The organism is Flavobacterium sp. (genome assembly GCF_027531905.1).
Taxonomy (GTDB): domain Bacteria; phylum Bacteroidota; class Bacteroidia; order Flavobacteriales; family Flavobacteriaceae; genus Flavobacterium.
The window spans coordinates 1-20997 of the sequence record NZ_JAPZSU010000053.1; the positions used below are offsets into that span (position 1 = coordinate 1).

The following is a 20997-nucleotide window of genomic DNA, read 5'->3' on the forward strand; positions in this document are numbered from 1 at the left end:
TTCCCGTTTGGCTTGATGTAGGATTTTATTTTCCCTTAATGCTTCCGGATTCTTTTTTTTGTAGTCATAATTTACGAATTTTAAGTATCTTCGTAAGATACTAAATCATTTGCTTGGTGCTACCGAAGGTTTAGTTCAACACACGCTACAAGCAAGCTGGGCAATTGGCTTAATTTGAAAACAGTTTGTATTTGATATATTTGTTTTTAACCGAAAGAATACGCATCTTTAATCCCAGCCTGCGTGTAGCGCGGGAACGATGGGGCTTTATTTTTGAACTACTACTTTAGCCTTTGGAGCTATTCTGTCAACAAATAACGAATAGGCTTTTTCTGAGGGATGCAGACCATCTTTAGCTACCAAATAAGTCTCTTTTAGGCCTTGTCTTGTGATGTCGGTGATGTTGATAAAAGTAATACCATTGGCATCGCAATAACTTTTTGCGAATGCATTATAACGGTCTGACTCAGTGGATATTTTTGTTGCATTTCCTGTTTGTTGTCCAAAGGGAGTGTAAGCATAATCAGGGATCGAAACCACAATAACATTGTCTTTGTTGCCTTTGGCTAAAGTGGTGGCTGTTTGAACCAATTGTGGAAACTCTCTTTCATAAAGGCTAAATTCTCTATTTTGGTATTGATTGTTTACTCCAATAAGTAGGGTTACTAAGCTGTAATCGGTAGTTGGTTGCTGTTCTTTAATCGCTTGGATTAGATTAGAAGTGGTCCAGCCTGTTTGCGCAATGATTTTTAAGTCTACCGATAAACCAGGAATAGTGGTTTCAAGTTTTTTCTTTAATTGCTCTGGGAAACGACATGTAGGACACACACTTTGTCCAATCGTATAGCTGTCCCCTAGGGCGATATAAGTTACTTTTTTGTTAACAGGTTGAAGGGCTGGGTTACTTTCGGGTTGGGGAACAACCGTTGTGTTTTCGCCAGAACATTGGTTGAAAAAAAGCACCACGACTATCAAAATGAAAAGGCGTAATGCTGTTTTTAAATGTTTCGAAAACTGTTCCATACCTTTTTTAAGCGGTTTCCATTGTCAAACTTAATTGTTGTTCGATACCGTTCCAAAGACCTATTCTTTTTTCTAAGGCAAGGATCGAAATGGCTTCAACTTCCTCCCATTTTTTAGCATCGTTGCCGCAAAGTTCGGTTATCATTTGCATGGCCATTGGTCCGTGTTCGTCTGCATCCAATTCGATATGTCTTTCGAAATAGTAAATCAATTGTTTTAAATCCGTTTCAGGGAAATTCTTTTGGAAGTTTTGAAGAATTTCCGTGAACATACTTGGAATCAAATCTTCTCTTCCGAAGGTAAACGCAGCGGCTATTTCATGCGCTTTACCATGTTCAATTACCTGAAAAGTAAAATCCAAAAATGATTTAATATTCGGGTATAATTGGCTTTTTTTAATAGCCACAAAAATATTCTGAAAGGATTGCACTTCGTTAAGGAAATTAGTAATTCCTGATGTGTCTGCACCGCAAGCTTCCATAGCTTCTAGGTACATTTCGAAGTGGCTTAAGTGTCTTCCGTCCATACTAAGGTCGGTTTCTTCAGCCAAAACAATTTCGTTGATTAAATAGCGTGTTTCTGGATTGGGAGTTGCAAACCATGGCGTTGTTGTACAGGTTAATTTGGCTTGCAAAGCTTTCAAAAGCGACATAAAGTCCCATACTGCATACACATGCGTTTCTAGAAAACTATGTAAATCTTCTAGATTTTGTACTTTCTGATATAGACTATGATTTAAAAGTTGTTCTTTTTGAGAAGCTATCTTTGAATTGATGTAGGTAATGTTCATTGGGATTTTTTTTGTAAAATTAAAAAAGCTTCCTGTTACCAAGAAGCTTCTATAATTGATTTTATAAATACTTTAATAGTTGTTTATCTTATTTAAAAGCTGCAATTCCTGTGATGTCCATTCCTGTAATTAATAAATGAATATCGTGGGTGCCTTCATACGTAATTACCGATTCTAAATTCATCATATGGCGCATGATAGAATATTCGCCTGTAATTCCCATTCCGCCTAACATTTGTCTGGCTTCACGAGCAATATGAATTGCCATATCGACATTATTTCTTTTGGCCATTGAGATTTGAGCCGAAGTCGCTCTGCCTTCATTTCTCAAGACGCCTAATCTCCAGGTTAGCAATTGCGCTTTGGTGATTTCAGTAATCATTTCGGCTAATTTTTTTTGTTGCAATTGAGTTCCTGCTATAGGTTTGTCAAATTGAATACGCTCTTTGGCATAACGCAAAGCGGTATCGTAGCAATCCATAGCAGCTCCAATGGCGCCCCAAGCAATTCCATAACGAGCAGAATCTAGACAACCTAGTGGTGCGCCTAATCCTGATTTGTTGGGTAGCAAGTTTTCTTTAGGAACTTTTACATTATCAAAAATCAATTCTCCAGTAGCCGAAGCTCTCAAAGACCATTTGTTGTGGGTTTCAGGAGTAGTGAATCCTTCCATGCCGCGTTCAACGATTAAACCGTGAATACGTCCTTCTTCATTCTTTGCCCAAACTACAGCAATATCAGCAAAAGGAGCGTTAGAAATCCACATTTTCGCACCATTTAATAAATAGTGATCGCCTTTGTCTTTGAAGTTGGTGGTCATTCCACCTGGGTTAGAGCCGTGGTCAGGTTCCGTCAATCCAAAACAGCCCATGAATTCTCCAGTAGCTAGTTTGGGTAAATATTTCATGCGTTGTTCTTCGTTGCCGTATTTCCAAATTGGATACATTACCAAAGAAGATTGTACAGATGAAGTAGAGCGCACGCCAGAATCCCCGCGTTCAATTTCTTGCATAATGAGTCCGTAGGATATTTGATCCAATCCAGCACCACCATACTCAACAGGAATGTAGGGGCCAAAACCGCCAATTTCTCCCAAACCTTTGATGATTTGTTTTGGAAATTCAGCCTTTTGGGCATAGTCTTCTATAATTGGGGATACTTCTCTTTTTACCCAAGCTCTTGCGGCGTCACGCACTAACTTGTGTTCTTCGGTTAATAAATCGTCAAGATTATAGTAATCAGGAGATTGAAATAAGTCTGGTTTCATGGTTCGAAAATTTTATGGCAACAAATCTACATAAAGAAATATAACAAAACTACTTAAAAATGTTATATTTTTTTAAATTCATTTCAAATTTATAGCTTTTTCAATTGCAATATAAAATTACATTTTAATTTAGAATTGGAATAGTGAAAATGTAAAAAAATCATTACTTATCAGCTAATTAGCAGGTCGGTAACTACATCTTCAAATAAAAATCCTTAGTTAATTCGATATATTCTGGAGTATAGACGTGTCTTGCGGTTTCGATAACCAACTCGTCAATTGCCAAGTCGGTAGTTTTATTTCTGCTAAAAGCCAGTAAGCTACGTTTGATTTCAGTAGTTGGTGTTCCTTTGACACGAGTAATTTTTAAAGGATACAATTCGAATTCTTTGGCCAAAGCAGTAAAGTTTTCTTCTTCTTTGAAGGGAATAATGACTGCAAAAATTCCGTTTTCAGAAAGCAGTAAATCTGCAGCTTCGAGTAATTGTTCAAAGGGCATAGCGTCTTGAAATCGGGCTAAGTCGCGTGATTCATTTTCAGTTTTGTAATCTTCAGAATAGAAAGGTGGGTTGGAAGCAATCAAATCATATTCTTCTTCCGGTTCTTCTATAAATTCGTCCAAACCGGCATGAAAACAGAACAATCTATCGTTCCAAGGTGAATTTTCGAAATTATCGGTTGCTTGCTCGTAAGCAGCTTCGTCAATTTCTAAAGCGTCAATTTGCTGTGCTGCGCTTCTTTGTGCTAACATCAAAGCGATGATGCCAGTTCCAGTACCAATATCTAAAATGCTGAAAGGATGATTGTGAATTGGAGCCCAAGCGCCCAATAGTACACCATCCGTACCAATTTTCATAGCGCAACGGTCTTGTTCAACAACGAATTGTTTAAATGTAAACATAAATTAAAATTCCAATTTTTTAAATTCCAAATTCCAATACTTTTTGAGATAAATTCCAAATTCCAAACTTGAGAGCACAATTCTTTTTGTTGGAATTTGGTATTTAAATATTGGAATTTATTTTTGTTATAATAGCAGATAATATTTTTCTTAATTCCTCAACTTCATATAGAAGTGATTCTGATGTTTCTTTATGTTCTGGATTCAGCTCGTGTAATAAGCGAATCCAATATATTGATTCTTTAGCTTCTTTTCTTGCGATTTTTAAACGAAAAACTAAGTCTTTGTCACCAAGCTTCTCATTTGCTTCTATGTAATTAGCTCCAATTGACCCAGAGGATCTTACTAATTGCTTGTTATCTTCAATATTTGAAGTAGTTTTATGTAGTTTTTGAACATAAAATCTACACTCTTTAGCGAATAAAAAAGTTCTTTCTTCTAAATCATAAGGTTTATTCATAATTACATCAAATTCCAAAAATAAATAAATTCCAAATTTTAATACTCTAACAAGGAGATCGATTCTTCTTGTTGATTTTGAATTTTAAATTTAGATTAAAATATCTGAATTTCCATTCCAAAATTGGAATTTAGAATTTCAGTATTTGAATTTCCTTTTAGGTTGTAATTTGGAATTTCTTTTTTGGAATATTCTTTTGTGATTCCCCTTTATTTGGAATTTGGTATTTCTTTATTTGGAATTTTAATTAAAGGTACATCTCAATCAATCCCTCTGGCAAATCCATGATGATTTTTTTGTTTTCGCGGTCTACTTTTACCAAGAAATGGTCAATCATTGGGATTAAGATTTCGGCGTCGCCCTTAAGTAATTCGAATAAAGGTTGTGCTGTAGTGTCGTTGATAGATTGAATTTCTCCAACGTATCCTAAGCGTTTGTCTTCTACTTCAAAACCAATTACTTCGTGAAAATAGAATTTGTTTCCGCTTAGTTTTGGAAGCATTTTTAAAGGAAGATAAAGGTCACTTCCAATGAGTGCATCAGCTTGTTCTTCGGTAGTAATGTCCTCAAAACGGATGCGTAGAAAGTCGTTTTTGTGCAGTGAACTACTTTCAATAAAAAAAGGAACCAAGTGTTTGTTGTGGTCAACAAACACTGATTCCAAGTTTTCGTATAACTCAGGTTCATCCGTGTCTAAATAAGCTAGGACTTCCCCTTTGAAACTAAATTTTTTGGCTATTTTGCCTAAATAGAAACAATCTTCTTTACGCATTGTCGCCTTGTAAAATTATGCTTCAGTTGTTTCGTTATTCTCTTCTGCAGCTGGAGCTTCTTCAGCTTCAACTTCAGCAACTTCTTCCGCAGGAGTTGCAGCAGCAATAGCAGCAGCTTCAGCTTCAGCTTGTGCAGCTAAACGTTTTGCGTTAACTTCTTGTTCTGCTTTCAAAGCTTTTGCTTTATCAGCAGCTTGAGCTTTAGTCAAACCTTCTTTTTTAGCAACAACTTTGTTTGCTTTTTCCTCTAACCAAGCTGCCAATTTAGCATCTGCTTGCTCTTGAGTCAAAGCTCCTTTGCGAACACCTCCATCTAGGTGGTGTTTCAATAAAGCACCTTTGTAAGAAAGAATTGCTTTAGCAGTATCAGTTGGTTGAGCACCATTGTGCAACCATTTCACTGCACTATCCAAATTTAATTCGATAGTTGCTGGGTTAGTGTTTGGATTGTAAGTACCGATTTTCTCTAAGTATTTACCATCTCTTTTTGAGCGAGCATCTGCTGCTACAACCCAGTAAAAAGGTTTTTGTTTTTTACCGTGTCTTTGTAATCTAATTTTTACTGACATAATCTTGTGATTAAATTTTGAGGTACTCGACCTCGATTAATTAAGGGTGCAAAGATACATTTTTTATTTAAAAAAACTATAGTGGGCTATAATATTCATATTTAGATTTTTAATAACGGCTACTTATGTCTTTTTTTATTGTTTGAAATAAAAAAACTATAGATTTGTACCGAATCAATTTCATTAATTAATAGAATGAAAAAAACACTTTTTTTTGTTGCTTTAGCTTTAGTTATGAGTTCTTGCTCAGACGATGTGATTTTCAATAATCCTTCTGTTCAAGGTTTGAAGGACAATGTTTTTTGGCGTGCTTTACAAAGCAAAGCGGTTGTGTCTAATGATGGTACAATTGCAATTGAAGCTGTAACATTGAAGGAAAATTTAACTTTGCATCTTTCTTCTGTTCAAGAAAAAAGGTATTTATTGGACAATAGTGCTGTAGATTATGTTACGTATACTTCTAGAGAGTCTTCGCCCGAGATTTCACTCACCTCAAAAAATGGAATGGGAAAAGGGAAGGTCATTGTTTCAGAATACGATGAAGTAAATAAAACAATTACTGGAACTTTTACTTTTGTAATCACTACTCCTGTAGCAGGAACGCAAGAAGTTAAAGAATTTTATTTTTCGCAAGGTGTTTTTTACAAAGTTCCAGTGTCTCCATAAGTGAAGACTTTGACGAAATAGTCTAGTTATTAATTTGTTACAGGACTTATGAAATTGCTTTTTTTTCATAATTATTGCATAAATCTTTTAATTGATAGTAGATTAGAATAAAATAAGACTACATTTGTTGCATTATTATAAATAAGTACATATGAACATTTTTGTTGGAAGTCTTCCATTCAGTATTGAGGAAGCAGATTTAAGAGAGTCTTTCGAAGCTTACGGAGCAGTAGATTCAGTTAAAATTATAACGGATAAATTTACTGGTAGAAGTAAAGGTTTTGGTTTCGTAGAGATGCCAAACGACGCGGAAGCTCAAAAAGCAATTGACGAATTAAACGGTGCTACCGTTCAAGGACGTGCAATTGTTGTAAACAAATCTGAGCCAAAACCAGAAGGCGAAAGAAGAAGTTTCAACAACAACCGTGGTGGTGATTCACGCGGAGGTTACGGAAACAACCGCGGTGGTGGTGACAGAGGAGGAAGATATTAATATTTTTTTCTAGTATAAAAAAAGGGAACAATTGAAAAATTGTTCCCTTTTTTGTTTCCTCACCCCCCCGCCCTCTCCGAAGGAGAGGGAGCTGAAGAATGGTTTTTTATTTTATAAATTAGCCACTAACCAATCACCCACTTCGCTAGTTTTATAGGCTTTACTTCCTTTTGTAGCTAAGTCTTCGGTGACAACGCCTTCTTCTAGTGATTTGTTGACTACGGCTCTTATGGCTTGCGCTTCTTCTTTTAATCCAAAGGCATCTTCAAACATCATTGCGGCAGATAAAATAGTAGCCAATGGATTGGCGATGTTTAGTCCAGTTGCTTGAGGGTACGACCCGTGAATGGGTTCATACAATGAGGTGTGTTCTCCAACAGAAGCTGAAGGCATTAATCCCATTGAACCTGAAATTACAGAAGCTTCATCGGTTAAAATGTCTCCAAATAAATTTTCGGTAATCAATACATCGTAAGAGTTAGGCCATTGCACCAAACGCATAGCGACAGCATCTACAAATTCATAACTCACTTCTACTTCTGGATAGTCTTTGGCCATAGCTTGAACCGTTTCTCTCCAAAGACGAGAGGTTTCTAGTACATTGGCTTTGTCTACACAACATAATTTCTTAGAACGTGTCATTGCTAATTCAAAACCTTTTTTGGCCAATCGTTGTACTTCGGCTCTTGTGTATACACAATTGTCAAAAGCAGTTTCGCCATCATCTCTTCTTCCTTTTTCACCAAAATAAATTCCACCAGTTAGTTCTCTCAAGAAAACCAAATCTGTTCCTTCGATACGCTCTCTTTTTAAAGGTGAATTGTCAATCAATGACGGAAAAGTAAACGTTGGACGTACATTAGCAAACAATCCTAGTTTTTTACGCATTAAAAGCAAACCTTGTTCAGGGCGAACGGGTGCGCTTGGGTCGTTATCATATTTTGGATGTCCGATGGCTCCAAACAAAACCGCATCGGCTTTCATGCATATTTCGTGTGTTTCGTCTGGGTAAGGCACGCCAACTGCGTCAATAGCACAAGCACCTGTTAAGGCTGGCGTCCAAGTGATGTCGTGATTGAATTTTTTCGCAATAGCATCAGATACTTTTACGGCTTCGTTGATGACTTCTGGTCCGATGCCGTCTCCGGCTAAAAGGGCAATATTTAATTTCATATAGTAAAGTTTTTTCCTCTACCCAACCCCTCCGAAGGCAATGTCATTAAGTTAAGAGATTTTAGATTGTAGATTAACGATTCTTGATTTTAGATTTTGGAGCAAGTGTGTAAAAATTATATGATTTTCAGTATCTTATACATCAGCAATCAAAAATCGTTAATCAAAAATCAGCAATCATTTTATCATTTAATCCTTAATTTAATGACATTGCCTCCGAAGGAGAGGGAGAATGGATGTTGATGGATTGGGTTTATTGTTTTATGTTTCTTTATTTTGGTGTTATTGTTTGATTTTTACGTTTCCGTTTTGTCTCCCGCCCCTTCGGGGAGGGTCGGTGAGGGGATAACATTCAACATTTTTTGCGTAGCGACAATGGCTGCCACAGTTTGGTCGGAGTCTAATCCTCTTGTTTTGAATTCCTTTCCGTTTGCTGTCCAGGTGATAACCGTTTCACACAAAGCATCGGAGCTACTTCCTGGAGGGATTCTAACGGCGTAATCAACGAGCTTAGGTAAAGGCATTTTTTTGCTTTTGTAAATTTTGTTCAGTGCATTCATAAAAGCATCAAATTGTCCGTCGCCTTGTGCGTTTTCTTCGATTATTTCTCCATCAATTTTAAGACAAAGTGTAGTTGAAGGGCGCATTCCTTTGGCATGAACCAAAACATAGGATTGGACCACCACACGTTCTTGATACGACTGACTGTCCAAAACATCTGAAATGATATAAGGCAAATCTTCTTTGGTTACTGTTTCTTTTTTGTCACCCAATTCGATGATGCGTTGCGTAACGAGTTTTAAATCCTCTGCATTAAGTTGAAGGCCAAGTTCTTGAAGGTTTTTTTCAATATTGGCTTTGCCTGATGTTTTTCCAAGCGCATATTTTCGTTTTCTTCCAAAACGCTCGGGTAATAAGTCGTTGAAATACAGATTGTTTTTGTTGTCTCCATCAGCATGAATACCAGCGGTTTGAGTAAATACATTATCTCCAACTATGGGTTTGTTCGCCGGAATTCTATATCCAGTAAAAGTTTCTACAAGTTTGCTAACCGAGTATAGAGATGTTTCTTTGACATTGATTTTTACTTGAGGTAAAAAATCATTGATAACGGCAACGGTACTCTCCAAAGGAGCATTTCCAGCACGTTCTCCCATTCCATTTACAGTAACGTGTAAACCACTGATTCCTGCTTTTATGGCTTCCATGACATTGGCAACACTAAGATCATAATCGTTATGCGCATGAAAATCGAAGTGAATGTCCGGGTACTTTTGTGTGATTTTAGAAATGAATTCAAAAGTATCCGAAGGAATTAAAACGCCCAACGTATCTGGAAGTAAGATTCTTTTAACGGGTTGCTGCGTGATAAAGTCCAAATATTGAAATACGTACTCGGGCGAATTGCGCATCCCATTGCTCCAATCTTCTAGATAAACATTGGTAGCGATTCCGTTTTGATTGGCGAGTTCGATTGCTTGTGCAATTTCTGCAAAATGTTGTTCAGGTGTTTTTTTTAATTGGTGGGTTAAGTGGTTCAAAGAACCTTTCGTTAAAAGATTTTGAACTTTGGCACCCGCTTTCTTCATCCATTCAATAGATATTCCGCCATCTACAAAAGACAAAACTTCTATTTTGTCAGTATAACCTTTTGTAGCCGCCCAATCCATAATGCCTTTTACACCTTGAAATTCTCCTTCACTCACGCGAGCCGAAGCAATTTCGATGCGATCAATATGCAATTCTTCTAAAAGTAATTGAGCAATGGTTAGTTTTTCTGCAGCCGAAAACGATACGCCCGAAGTTTGTTCTCCGTCGCGTAAAGTAGTGTCCATTATTTCAATCTTTTTCTGTTCCATTGGGGAATTATTTTCGGATTAAAGTATCCTTTTTTTTATTTAAAGCGAATCCTATATCATTTTAGAAACGATATAGGACAGCACTATTGGGTTGTAAGTAACTTAAGGTTCTATATCAATTGTTTGCTCGCAAAATCAACAATTTCTTCTTTGATATTGATTAGATAATCGATGTCATCAAAACCATTAATCATGTTGTTCTTTTTGTATCCGTTGATGTCAAAAGATTCTTTTTGACCAGTAGCCAATAAAGTAATGGTTTGTTCAGGTAAATTGATTTCTAGTTCAGTTTTTGGATTTGCTTCTATTGCTTTAAAAATAGTATCAGCAAATTCTGGACTTACTTGCACTGGTAAAACCCCAATATTTAAACAGTTTCCTTTGAAAATGTCTGCGAAGAAACTTGAAACTACTGCTCTAAATCCGTAATCGTAAACTGCCCAAGCAGCGTGCTCTCTTGAAGACCCAGAACCGAAGTTTTTCCCTCCAATTAAGATTTTTCCAGAATAAGTAGCATCGTTTAAAACGAAATCGGCTTTTGGGGTATCGTCTCCATTATATCTCCAGTCACGGAAAAGATTGTCACCAAATCCTTCACGTTTGGTGGCTTTCAAGAAACGGGCTGGTATGATTTGATCTGTGTCAACGTTTTCAATTGGCAGCGGCACTGCACTGCTGGTAAGGATGGTAAATTTATCGTATGCCATTTTTTTATTGCTTTTGGCTTTTGGCGTTTAGCTCTTGGCTTCTCTGAACCAAAACTTTTGCCTATAACCTGTTATTATTTTGTTTTTTTGTTTGTCAATAGCCAATAGCTAAATGCCAACTGCTTATTTTAATTTAATCAATTAATTTTCGTAACTGTTTTCTAAGAACTATTACTTTTTCTGTAAATTCATCAAATTCACTTTTAGAAACATAATTTAGTTCAGCACTTAAAAAAATCAAATATTCCACTTCCGTTGCAGAGCCATGGGCCATTATTAAAAATCTTCTGAAATCAGCATCTGATTCTCGTCCACAGCCTTCAGCGATATTTGTTGGAACTGAACTCGTAGCTCTCCTTAATTGGCTAGTAATTCCAAATAGTTCTTCTTTTGGAAAACTTTTTGTCAGTTGATAAGCGATTAGGGTTAGTTGATGACTTTCTTGCCAAACTGTATAGTTTTTGTAATCTCTCATTTTTTTGCTTCTAGTCTTTGGCAGTTGGCTTTTTGCTTCGAGTTGATTAATTATTTTGCTATTTATTCCTAATTTTGCCAATAGCCAAAAGCTAACAGCCAATAGCTTTTTAAAACAATTCCCTTGGATCAGTCAGTTTTCCTGTCACAGCAGCAGCAGCGGCCATTATTGGAGAGGCTAACATTGTTCTTGATCCAGGACCCTGACGGCCTTCAAAGTTTCTGTTAGAAGTACTTACGGCATATTTTCCAGCTGGAACTTTATCGTCGTTCATGGCCAAACAAGCCGAACAGCCTGGCTGACGCAATACAAAACCTGCTTCGGTTAGAATGTCTAAAAGTCCTTCTTCTTTGATTTGTGCTTCAACAACATGTGAACCAGGTACTAACCAAGCCGTAACATTATCTGCTTTTTTGCGACCCTTAACAATTTCTGTAAAAGCTCTAAAATCTTCTATACGGCCATTAGTACAGCTTCCTAAGAAAACATAATCGATTGTTTTGCCAATCATTGTATCAGCTTCATTGAAGCCCATATATGCCAAAGATTTTTTGTAGGTTTCCTCACCACCTTCTACTTGGTCTGCGCTTGGAATTGATGCAGAAATTCCAATTCCCATTCCAGGATTGGTTCCGTAGGTAATCATGGGTTCGATATCAGCGGCATCAATTGTTAATTCCGCATCGAAAACTGCATCAGCATCCGTTTTCAATGTTTTCCAGTATTCAACTGCTTTCGTCCAAGCTTCTCCTTTTGGAGCATACAGTCTGCCTTCAAGAAAATCAAAAGTAGTTTGGTCTGGAGCTATCATACCTCCACGAGCACCCATTTCGATACTTAAATTACAAACGGTCATTCGGCCTTCCATTGACATTTCTTCAAAAACATTTCCAGCATATTCAACAAAATAGCCTGTTCCTCCAGAAGTTGTTAGTTTTGAAATGATGTACAAAGCCACGTCTTTTGGTCCTACACCTTTGCTCAATTTTCCATTTACGTTGATACGCATTTTTTTAGGTTTCGGTTGCATAATGCATTGTGTAGAAAGCACCATTTCTACCTCCGAAGTTCCGATACCAAAAGCAATGGCTCCAAATGCACCGTGAGTTGAAGTATGTGAGTCACCACAAACAATAGTAGCACCTGGTAAAGTAATTCCGTTTTCAGGTCCTACCACGTGAACAATTCCATTTTTTTGGTGCCCTAAGCCCCAGTGGGAAATACCATATTCTGTAGCATTATCTTCTAATGCTTTCAATTGATTAGCAGATAGAGGGTCTTCTACTGGTAAATGTTGGTTTATTGTTGGGGTGTTGTGATCGGCAGTGGCAAAAGTGCGTTCTGGATATAACACCTTAACGCCTCTAGCTTTTAAACCTAAAAAAGCAACAGGACTAGTCACTTCGTGAATGAAATGACGGTCAATAAAAAACACATCTGGTCCATCCTCAATTTTACGCACCACGTGCGAATCCCATACTTTGTCGAATAATGTAGTACTCATTGTTAACTATTTTTTTTAAGTGTATTGGTCTTTTTTGTTGGGTTGCTACCCAAAAAGTATAACTTGGAAGGCAAATGTAGCAAACGAATAAAAAGTGTCAATTTTGAAATTTCATTATATACGATACCCAAATTCTTTTTCTAAGGAAGATTAGAATTTAAAACTTTCTTTTTTAAGGGAAAAGTTTGGATGGTTTTGCTAGTGTTCAGAAAAAATTGAGTTCCTTTTTTTAAAATAAAAATCCTTTTTAGATATAGGACTTTTGTTGTGTTATTTTTAAAACAAACCGTTTTTTCAATGATTTCACTGCGTTTTTTCTATCTAAATCTCGTTTTTTGATTAAAAATAGCCAACAATGTACTGTTTTTATCTATCCTAATTAATGCAATATCAAGGTTTAAAATCGATGGAATAAGTTCTTTAAAACACTTTTTTTTTAGTTGAAAACTACGACATCCAAAAATGAGATTTAGCGTTTTTTTAATGAAAAGGGTATGAATTCCTTTGGCTATGGCGTTATAATTTTTACTGTCAGTTATAGTTGGAATAAAAAAACAATTTGCCTCTAGTTTCTTTAAAAAAAAACTAAATTTGAACTTCCGCCAATTTGTATTGTACTGTTTTTTATACTCCATAAAACCAATGTTTTAAGGAGTTTTAAAATTGGATTTTGGAATTTTAATCTTTGTTATTTTAACCTATGTACTTAATATTCGATACCGAAACTACTGGATTACCTAAGCGTTGGGGCGCACCATTATCTGACACAGATAACTGGCCAAGATGTATACAAATCGCTTGGCAGTTGCACGATGATATGGGTAATTTGGTGGAGCATCAAGATTATTTGGTGCAGCCAGAAGGGTTCAATATTCCTTATGATGCGGAGCGAATTCACGGTATTTCTACCGAATTGGCGCAAGCAGAGGGAATTCCGTTGGCGGAAGTATTGGAGAAGTTCAATATTGCTTTGGGCAAAGCCAAATTTATTGTCGGTCAAAATGTAGGTTTTGATGTCAATATTATGGGTTGCGAGTTCTATCGTCTGGGTGTAGCTTCGCCTATGGGTGAAATGCTGATTCTAGATACGTGTACTGAGGTAACGGCTTCCTTACTAAAATTGCCTGGTGGTAGAGGGGGTAAATTCAAATTGCCAACGCTTACCGAGTTGCATCAGTATTTATTTGACCAACCTTTCGCGGAAGCACACAACGCTACCGCTGACGTTGAGGCAACCACAAGATGTTTTCTGGAATTAATTAGAAAAGAAGTTTTTACCAAAGAAGAGTTGGAGGTAGAACCCATTTATTTCAAGGAATTCCAAAGTAAAAATCCAGACCCTTTTCCGCTAATTGGATTAAAGCACATTAATCTTAAGAAAGCTTCTGATGCGATTCGAGAACAGCTTAAAGCCTCGGGTGTTCTTACTGATGCACCAATTTTAACCGAAACAGAAAAGAAAGATTTTTCCGCTGCAGCTTTTGCTCATTTGCATAATCATACGCAGTTTTCGGTCTTGCAATCCACCATTGCGATTGGTGGTTTGGTGGCGGCTACAGCCAAAAATAATTTCCCAGCGGTTGCGATGACGGATACGGGTAATATGATGGGTGCTTTCCATTTTGTGAGCGCCGTTATGAATCACAACAAATCGGCATCGGCAAAAAACAAAGCATTGGTAGAAAGTGGAGAAGAGCCTACTGAAACCGAGATAAAACCTATTGTTGGTTGTGAGTTTAATATCTGTGATAATCATTTGGATAAGACCAAGAAAGACAATGGTTATCAAGTAGTTTTATTGGCAAAGAATAAAAAAGGCTATCACAATCTGGCCAAAATGGCTTCTATAGCTTACACGGCTGGTTTTTATTATGTGCCTAGAATTGATAGAGCTATAGTCGAACAGTACAAAGAAGACATAATGGTTTTGTCTGGGAATTTATACGGAGAAATTCCAAGTAAAATTCTGAATGTAGGGGAGAACCAAGCCGAGGAAGCTTTACTTTGGTGGAAAGCACAATTTGGAGACGATTTGTATCTCGAAATCATGCGCCACAATCAAGAAGATGAAAACAGGGTGAATAAAACACTCATCGAATTTTCTCAGAAGCACAAGGTTAAACTCATTGCCACGAACAATACCTATTATTTAAATAAAGAAGATGCCAATGCGCACGATATTTTGTTGTGTGTAAAAGATGGCGAAAAACAAGCCACGCCTATTGGTAGAGGACGAGGTTATCGTTATGGGTTGCCAAATCAGGAATATTATTATAAGTCGGGAGAGGAGATGAAAAAACTCTTTGCCGATTTGCCTGATGCGATTATTAACATTCAAGAAATTGTAGATAAAGTTGAAATTTACTCCTTGTACCGTGACGTATTGTTACCTAAATACGACATTCCACAAGAATTTGTAGTGCCAGAAGATGAAGTTGATGGTGGAGTTCGTGGTGAAAATGCCTATTTGCGACACCTTACGATGGAAGGAGCAAAGCGACGTTATGGCGAAATTACGGAGTCGATTCAAGAACGATTGGATTTTGAATTACTAACCATTTCCAATTCGGGTTATCCTGGTTATTTCTTGATTGTACAAGATTTTATCGCCGAAGCCAGAAAAATGGATGTTTCTGTGGGGCCTGGGCGTGGTTCGGCAGCGGGTTCGGCGGTAGCGTATTGTTTAGGAATTACGAATATTGACCCTATTAAATACGATTTGCTTTTTGAGCGTTTCCTGAATCCGGACCGTGTGTCGATGCCCGATATTGATATCGATTTTGATGACGAGGGTCGAGGTCGTGTAATGGATTATGTAATCAATAAATATGGTGCCAATCAAGTAGCACAAATCATTACTTATGGTAAGATGGCTACGAAGTCGGCTATTCGTGATACCGCTCGTGTGCTGGATTTGCCTTTGTTTGAAGCGGATAGAATTGCGAAGTTAATTCCGGGGATGATGCCTTCAAAATGGAATTTGGCGCGTTTTATTTCTGAAAAAGAAGAAGAAGTTAAAAAAGCATTGCGTTCGGATGAGTTTGATAGTGTAAAAGAATTGATTGCGATTGCCAATGGCGGAGATTTAGCTGGAGAAACCATTCAGCAAGCCAAGATATTGGAAGGCTCGATGCGAAATACCGGGATTCACGCTTGTGGGGTGATTATTACGCCATCAGACATTACCAATTATGTTCCGGTAACTACCGCCAAAGATTCGGATTTGTATGTTACACAATTCGATAACTCGGTAGCTGAAAGTGCAGGATTGTTGAAAATGGACTTCTTGGGGTTGAAAACCCTAACATTGATAAAGGACACGGTTAAGTTGGTCAAATACCGAACAGGAATTCAGCTCGACCCCGATACTTTTCCTATTGATGATGTTAAAACTTATGAGCTCTTTCAAAGAGGTGAAACAGTAGGGATATTCCAATACGAGTCACCTGGTATGCAAAAGTATATGAAGGACTTGAAGCCCACTGTTTTTGGGGATTTGATTGCGATGAATGCCTTGTATCGTCCGGGGCCGTTAGAGTATATTCCGTCTTTCGTTCGAAGAAAAAATGGCGAAGAAGAAATCAAATACGATTTAGAGGCTTGTGCGGAATATTTGTCTGAAACCTATGGAATTACGGTATACCAAGAGCAGGTAATGCTTTTGTCCCAATCGTTGGCTGGTTTTACCAAAGGTGAGGCCGACGTTTTGCGTAAGGCAATGGGTAAAAAGCAAAAAGATGTATTGGACAAAATGAAGCCGAAGTTTGTGGAGCAAGCCGCTGCGAAAGGTCATGACGCAACGGTTTTGGAGAAGATTTGGAAAGACTGGGAAGCTTTTGCGAGTTATGCGTTTAATAAATCCCACTCCACTTGTTATGCTTGGATTGCGTACCAAACGGCTTATTTGAAAGCGCATTACCCTGCAGAATATATGGCTGCGGTACTTTCAAATAACATGAATGATATCAAACAAGTGTCGTTTTTTATGGAAGAATGTAAACGTATGGGATTACAGGTTTTGGGTCCTGATGTTAATGAGTCTTTCTATAAATTTACTGTAAATGAAGATTACGCCGTTCGTTTTGGAATGGGAGCCATCAAAGGAGTAGGTTCTGGTGCGGTGGCTACGATTGTAGAAAACAGAAAAGACGGTAAATACAAATCCATTTTTGATTTGGCCAAACGCATCGATTTGAGAGCGGCCAATAAAAAGGCCATCGAAAACTTGGCTTTGGCAGGAGGATTCGATTCGTTTGAAGGTACTACAAGAGCGCAATATTTTCATGATGATGGCGATGGTATTACTTTTTATGAAAAAGCCATGCGTTATGGAGCGAAATACCAAGAGAATGAGAATTCCTCTCAAGTGAGTTTGTTTGGGGAAACCAGCGAAGTCCAAATCGCTGAACCCGTTGTGCCGCCTTGCGAAGATTGGAGCACGATGGAGAAATTAGCCAAAGAGAAAGAGGTAGTTGGTATCTATATTTCTGGTCATCCGTTAGATGATTATAAATTTGAGATGAAATACTTCTGTAATGTTAGGTTAGAAGCGCTCAAGAATTTAGAGCAACATGTTGGAAAAAACTTGACATTTGCCGGTATCATTAATAATGTGCAACATCGCGTGGCGAAAAACGGAAAAGGATGGGGGATGTTTACCCTAGAAGGTTATGATGAAAATTTTGAGTTTCGAATTTTCGGAGAGGAATACCTGAAGTTTCGTCATTTCTTCATTCAAAATAATTTTACCTATATAAAGATTCTTGTAAAAGAAGGTTGGGTGAATCAAGAAACTGGCAAAAAAGCTGAGCCAAGAATTCAGTTTGTTGAAGTGAAGCAATTGCAAGATGTTTTAGAAGCTTATGCTAAAAAGCTTGTCTTGTTGTTGAATATTAGGGATATTGAAGCTGAATTTATCTATAAGCTCAATCAATTATTTTTGCAAAACAAAGGAGAACATACGGTGACGTTTGAAGTAATGGAGTTGGAACGAGTGCGACGAATGGTAGAAAGGACAACTGCAATAGAGGAAATAGAAGATGCTGATTTTGTAGATACTAATGAAACGGATGAAGCAGAAAATCTCGAAAATCCTGTAGTGAATTCTACAACCAAAGTTGAGGAAATAGAAGAAATTAAAGTTGTGACCAAATTGGCTATGCCAAGCCGAAAAGTGAAAATAAAAATTTCGAATGAACTGTTGTTTGAGTTGGAAAAAATGCAAATTAACTTCAAATTGAATTAATTTTTGGAGTTAAATAAATTGCATATTGTTGTTGATTTAACATTTAAAAAATCAAATTAAAGGTTGTTTTCTTAATTACAATATCAAGAAAACGTTTTCGGAGCTACTGGTTTTGTTGCTCTCTTTGGAGTGTTGTAAATTATTATAAGTTTGCAGCGTTAAACAAAATCAATATTATGAAAAAGAATCTATTTTTATTAGGATTCGTTTTGATGGCCACTTCTATGATGGCGCAAACCGAAAAAAGCGAGAGTTGGTATTTTAAAATTGGCGGGTCTTATTTTAATCAGACAGCTTCTACAGAATTTCCAACAGTTGGAGGTAATGATGCTTTAAGCAAAGTGTATCAAGGAGGAAAATTAATATCTGAAGAAAGTATTACTGGGTCATTTGGACAAGGATTTAGAACAGGTGTAACAGCTGGTTACCGTTTTAATGCTAGGTTAGGTGTTGAAATGGGTATTAACTATTATAGTAGTAATGAAAAGACAATGGCACAGACAGTTTCGGATTTGCCTATCACACCTACTGGAGTTTATAGTTTTAAATCAGTAGGGCAGATTACTGCTTTTGATTTAGCGCCATCTTTAGTGTTGTTTTTAGGAGAGCACAAAGGATTTGAGCCTTATACAAAAGTTGGAATCTTGGTTCCAATCCATGGTGATTTAGAAATTACTTCGGATGCCTACGCTCCAATTGCGTTTAGTTCAACAGGTGTTCCTACTGCCTTTGGTAATGTGCATAGTGTTGATGTTGTAAAACCAAATCCAACGATTGGTTTTTCTGCCGTAATGGGGACTTCTTATAAAATTGGAAAAAAACTATCGGTTTTTGCTGAATTAGAATACCGCAATTTTACAGTACACGGAAAAACAAAAGAGACTACTGAATTTAAAGTAAACGGGAATGATGCTTTGGCAACAAGAACAAAAGCTCAAATTCATACCAATTATGTGGATAAATTGACTGCTAGCTCAAATAATAAATTAACTAATCCTAATGGATTGGATAGTACTAAAGCAATGGATGAATTGAGTTCATACGTTGGAATTAGTGGTTTAGGGTTAACTTTGGGCTTGAAATACAGTTTGTAATCCCATTCAGGAAACGATTATAAGGAAAAGAGTTGCTCGGATAGAGTAGCTCTTTTTTTTGGAAATAAGCACAAACAATGGAAGGATAGCCAAAACTAATTTGTAGATGCTTTGGGATTGATTTTTAATTCCTAAATTTGAAGCTTATTAAAAAAATTAGCAACCGATACCCAAATCATCGAGGAGGGTTCATTTAAACAAATAGAAAATGGCTTTAGCAATAACAGATGCTACTTTTGAAGAAGTAGTTTTGAAATCAGACAAACCGGTAATGGTTGATTTTTGGGCAGCATGGTGTGGACCTTGTAGAATGGTTGGACCAATCATTGATGAATTAAGCAATGAATACGAAGGAAAAGTGGTAGTAGGTAAAGTAGATGTTGATGCTAATCAAGAATTTGCTGCCAAATACGGAGTTCGTAACATTCCTACTGTTTTGGTTTTTCATAACGGAGAAGTTGTAGGTAAGCAAGTAGGTGTTGCTCCAAAACAAACCTATGCTGATAGTTTAGATGCTTTGTTGTAATCTAACGATTAAGATATAAATGAAGGTTTGGCGAAAGTCAAGCCTTTTTTTGTGTCCAAAAGAAGTGTGTATTGCTTCCAAAAAGGGACTATGTGTCTCTCTAGCCCTGATGGGAGTGGCATCCTGTGGCGCTGGGGTTCAGCGCCACAGATATAACGGACAGCAGGAGCAATGGTGGTAAAAAAGCCTTTGTTTCTGCTTCAAAAAAAGAATTGAACGTTGATTTTTGATATATTTGGAAGATGAAGATGGAAACACAAATAGATAAGATAAGTAAGTTTCAGCATTTGGAGCTGCTGGCGAATCAAGTCGTAGAGGGCTTTATTTCGGGGATGCATAAAAGTCCGTTTCATGGCTTTTCGGCAGAGTTTTCGGAACATAAAGTGTATAATTCTGGTGAAAGCACCAAGCATATGGATTGGAAGCTGTATGCCAAAACGGACCGGTTGTATACTAAGCGCTACGAGGAAGAGACAAATTTGCGCTGTCATATTATAATTGATAATTCGTCGTCGATGCATTATCCAAAACTTAGTAGTGGGCAGTTGTTTTATGAAAATAAGATTGGTTTCTCGGTTTTGGCTTCGGCGGTATTGATGAATATTTTGAAAAAGCAACGCGATACGGTAGGTTTGAGTGTTTTTTCGGATTCGTATGAATATTATGCTCCTGAAAAAGGCAGTGAACGTCATCATAGAATGTTGCTGAATACGCTTGAAAATTTACTCGAAAATCAAACGCCAAAGAAAACTACCGATACAGTTACTTACTTGCATCAAATTGCCGAGAAAATGCATCGTAGGTCGATGATATTGCTTTTTACGGACATGTTTCAGTCAGATGAGGTGAGTTTGTCGGAGGAGAAGTTATTTGCAGCCTTACAACATTTGAAACATAATAAGCATAAAGTGGTATTGTTTCATGTGATGGATTATAAAACGGAGTTGAATTTTGACTTTGATTCAGCGCCAAGACGGTTCGTGGATTTGGAATCTGGAGAAGAAATTGCTGTTTTTGCCGATACTATTAAAGAATCCTACGAGAAAAAGATGCAAGATTACTTTGAAAAAGTAGCAATGACGTGTGCACAGAACAAGATTAAGTACATTCCGGTGAGTGTTGGTGAAAATTTTGAAAAAATTTTGACTACCTATTTAATTGAAAAACAAAACTTTGGATAATAATCGTTATTTTTATTGAAATTTTTTTTCAAAAACGCTTGGAAAACTAGAAATCTGTTGTATCTTTGCCACCGCAATAACGCAGAGGTTTGGTAGTTCAGTTGGTTAGAATACATGCCTGTCACGCATGGGGTCGCGGGTTCGAGTCCCGTCCAGACCGCAATATTGGGGAAAGCACTTCAGAGATGAAGTGCTTTTTTGCCCAAATACGGTATCTAAAATTAGTTGTGTTGTTTGCTACGACTTTGTAACTCGTAGCGCGGTTTAGTAGTTAGACCAATGAAAAGCTTT

General features: G+C 37.2%; 18 protein-coding genes and 1 tRNA gene. 7 read left to right on the forward strand and 12 right to left on the reverse strand.

Features of this window, described 5'->3' with window-relative positions; genetic code table 11:
- Positions 1-267: 267 nt before the first annotated feature.
- The 7 genes from O9307_RS12835 to O9307_RS12865 all read right to left on the reverse strand — a co-directional run bounded on the left by O9307_RS12835 (position 268) and on the right by O9307_RS12865 (position 5783).
- Positions 268-1023, reverse strand: coding sequence for an SGNH/GDSL hydrolase family protein (locus O9307_RS12835; RefSeq protein WP_298299958.1), 756 nt, complete (start codon positions 1021-1023; stop codon positions 268-270).
- Positions 1024-1030: 7 nt separating this feature from the next.
- Complete coding sequence (locus O9307_RS12840) at positions 1031-1813, reverse strand: DUF3050 domain-containing protein (protein WP_298299960.1); 783 nt, start codon at positions 1811-1813, stop codon at positions 1031-1033.
- A gap of 88 nt (positions 1814-1901) precedes the next feature.
- Positions 1902-3080 carry an acyl-CoA dehydrogenase family protein gene (locus O9307_RS12845; RefSeq protein ID WP_064715446.1) on the reverse strand — a complete coding sequence of 393 codons (1179 nt, stop codon included), beginning with the start codon at positions 3078-3080 and terminating at the stop codon, positions 1902-1904.
- 193 nt (positions 3081-3273) lie between these two features.
- Complete coding sequence (locus O9307_RS12850; RefSeq protein ID WP_298299965.1) at positions 3274-3981, reverse strand: methyltransferase; 708 nt, start codon at positions 3979-3981, stop codon at positions 3274-3276.
- A 103-nt stretch (positions 3982-4084) separates the two neighbouring features.
- Complete coding sequence (locus O9307_RS12855; protein WP_298299967.1) at positions 4085-4441, reverse strand: four helix bundle protein; 357 nt, start codon at positions 4439-4441, stop codon at positions 4085-4087.
- Positions 4442-4688: 247 nt separating this feature from the next.
- Positions 4689-5213, reverse strand: a complete 525-nt coding sequence (gene rimM, locus O9307_RS12860; RefSeq protein ID WP_298299969.1) for a ribosome maturation factor RimM — start codon at positions 5211-5213, stop codon at positions 4689-4691.
- A 15-nt stretch (positions 5214-5228) separates the two neighbouring features.
- Complete coding sequence (locus O9307_RS12865) at positions 5229-5783, reverse strand: 30S ribosomal protein S16 (protein WP_064715449.1); 555 nt, start codon at positions 5781-5783, stop codon at positions 5229-5231.
- Positions 5784-5978: 195 nt separating this feature from the next.
- On the opposite strand from O9307_RS12865, the gene O9307_RS12870 reads away from it, so the two are divergent.
- The gene (locus tag O9307_RS12870; RefSeq protein ID WP_298299972.1) at positions 5979-6449 is read left to right on the forward strand and encodes a DUF6252 family protein; all 471 of its coding nucleotides are present in this window, start codon (positions 5979-5981) and stop codon (positions 6447-6449) included.
- Between the two features lie 151 nt (positions 6450-6600).
- Positions 6601-6942, forward strand: coding sequence for an RNA-binding protein (locus tag O9307_RS12875; protein WP_064715451.1), 342 nt, complete (start codon positions 6601-6603; stop codon positions 6940-6942).
- 111 nt (positions 6943-7053) lie between these two features.
- Here the strand turns inward: O9307_RS12875 and leuB are convergent, their stop codons facing one another.
- From leuB to leuC, 5 genes are all read right to left on the reverse strand, one after another.
- Positions 7054-8115, reverse strand: coding sequence for a 3-isopropylmalate dehydrogenase (gene leuB, locus O9307_RS12880; protein ID WP_298299976.1), 1062 nt, complete (start codon positions 8113-8115; stop codon positions 7054-7056).
- A gap of 296 nt (positions 8116-8411) precedes the next feature.
- Positions 8412-9974: an alpha-isopropylmalate synthase regulatory domain-containing protein gene (locus tag O9307_RS12885; protein ID WP_298299978.1), complete on the reverse strand. Its 1563-nt coding sequence runs from the start codon at positions 9972-9974 to the stop codon at positions 8412-8414.
- A 110-nt stretch (positions 9975-10084) separates the two neighbouring features.
- On the reverse strand, positions 10085-10681 hold the full coding sequence (gene leuD, locus O9307_RS12890; RefSeq protein ID WP_298299980.1) for a 3-isopropylmalate dehydratase small subunit: 597 nt from the start codon (positions 10679-10681) through the stop codon (positions 10085-10087).
- A gap of 133 nt (positions 10682-10814) precedes the next feature.
- The gene (locus O9307_RS12895; RefSeq protein ID WP_298299982.1) at positions 10815-11237 is read right to left on the reverse strand and encodes a four helix bundle protein; all 423 of its coding nucleotides are present in this window, start codon (positions 11235-11237) and stop codon (positions 10815-10817) included.
- A 28-nt stretch (positions 11238-11265) separates the two neighbouring features.
- A complete protein-coding gene (leuC, locus tag O9307_RS12900; protein ID WP_298299984.1) occupies positions 11266-12660 on the reverse strand; it encodes a 3-isopropylmalate dehydratase large subunit in 1395 nt (464 codons plus the stop codon).
- A gap of 700 nt (positions 12661-13360) precedes the next feature.
- Here leuC and dnaE point away from each other — a divergent pair.
- The 5 genes from dnaE (at position 13361) to O9307_RS12925 (ending at position 20866) form a co-directional block, all read left to right on the forward strand.
- Positions 13361-17905, forward strand: a complete 4545-nt coding sequence (gene dnaE, locus O9307_RS12905; RefSeq protein ID WP_298299986.1) for a DNA polymerase III subunit alpha — start codon at positions 13361-13363, stop codon at positions 17903-17905.
- A 176-nt stretch (positions 17906-18081) separates the two neighbouring features.
- Positions 18082-18999: an outer membrane beta-barrel protein gene (locus tag O9307_RS12910; protein WP_298299988.1), complete on the forward strand. Its 918-nt coding sequence runs from the start codon at positions 18082-18084 to the stop codon at positions 18997-18999.
- Positions 19000-19207: 208 nt separating this feature from the next.
- Complete coding sequence (gene trxA, locus O9307_RS12915; protein ID WP_024980008.1) at positions 19208-19525, forward strand: thioredoxin; 318 nt, start codon at positions 19208-19210, stop codon at positions 19523-19525.
- 242 nt (positions 19526-19767) lie between these two features.
- A complete protein-coding gene (locus O9307_RS12920; protein ID WP_298299993.1) occupies positions 19768-20706 on the forward strand; it encodes a DUF58 domain-containing protein in 939 nt (312 codons plus the stop codon).
- A gap of 86 nt (positions 20707-20792) precedes the next feature.
- A tRNA-Asp gene (locus tag O9307_RS12925) sits at positions 20793-20866 on the forward strand.
- Positions 20867-20997 lie beyond the last annotated feature (131 nt).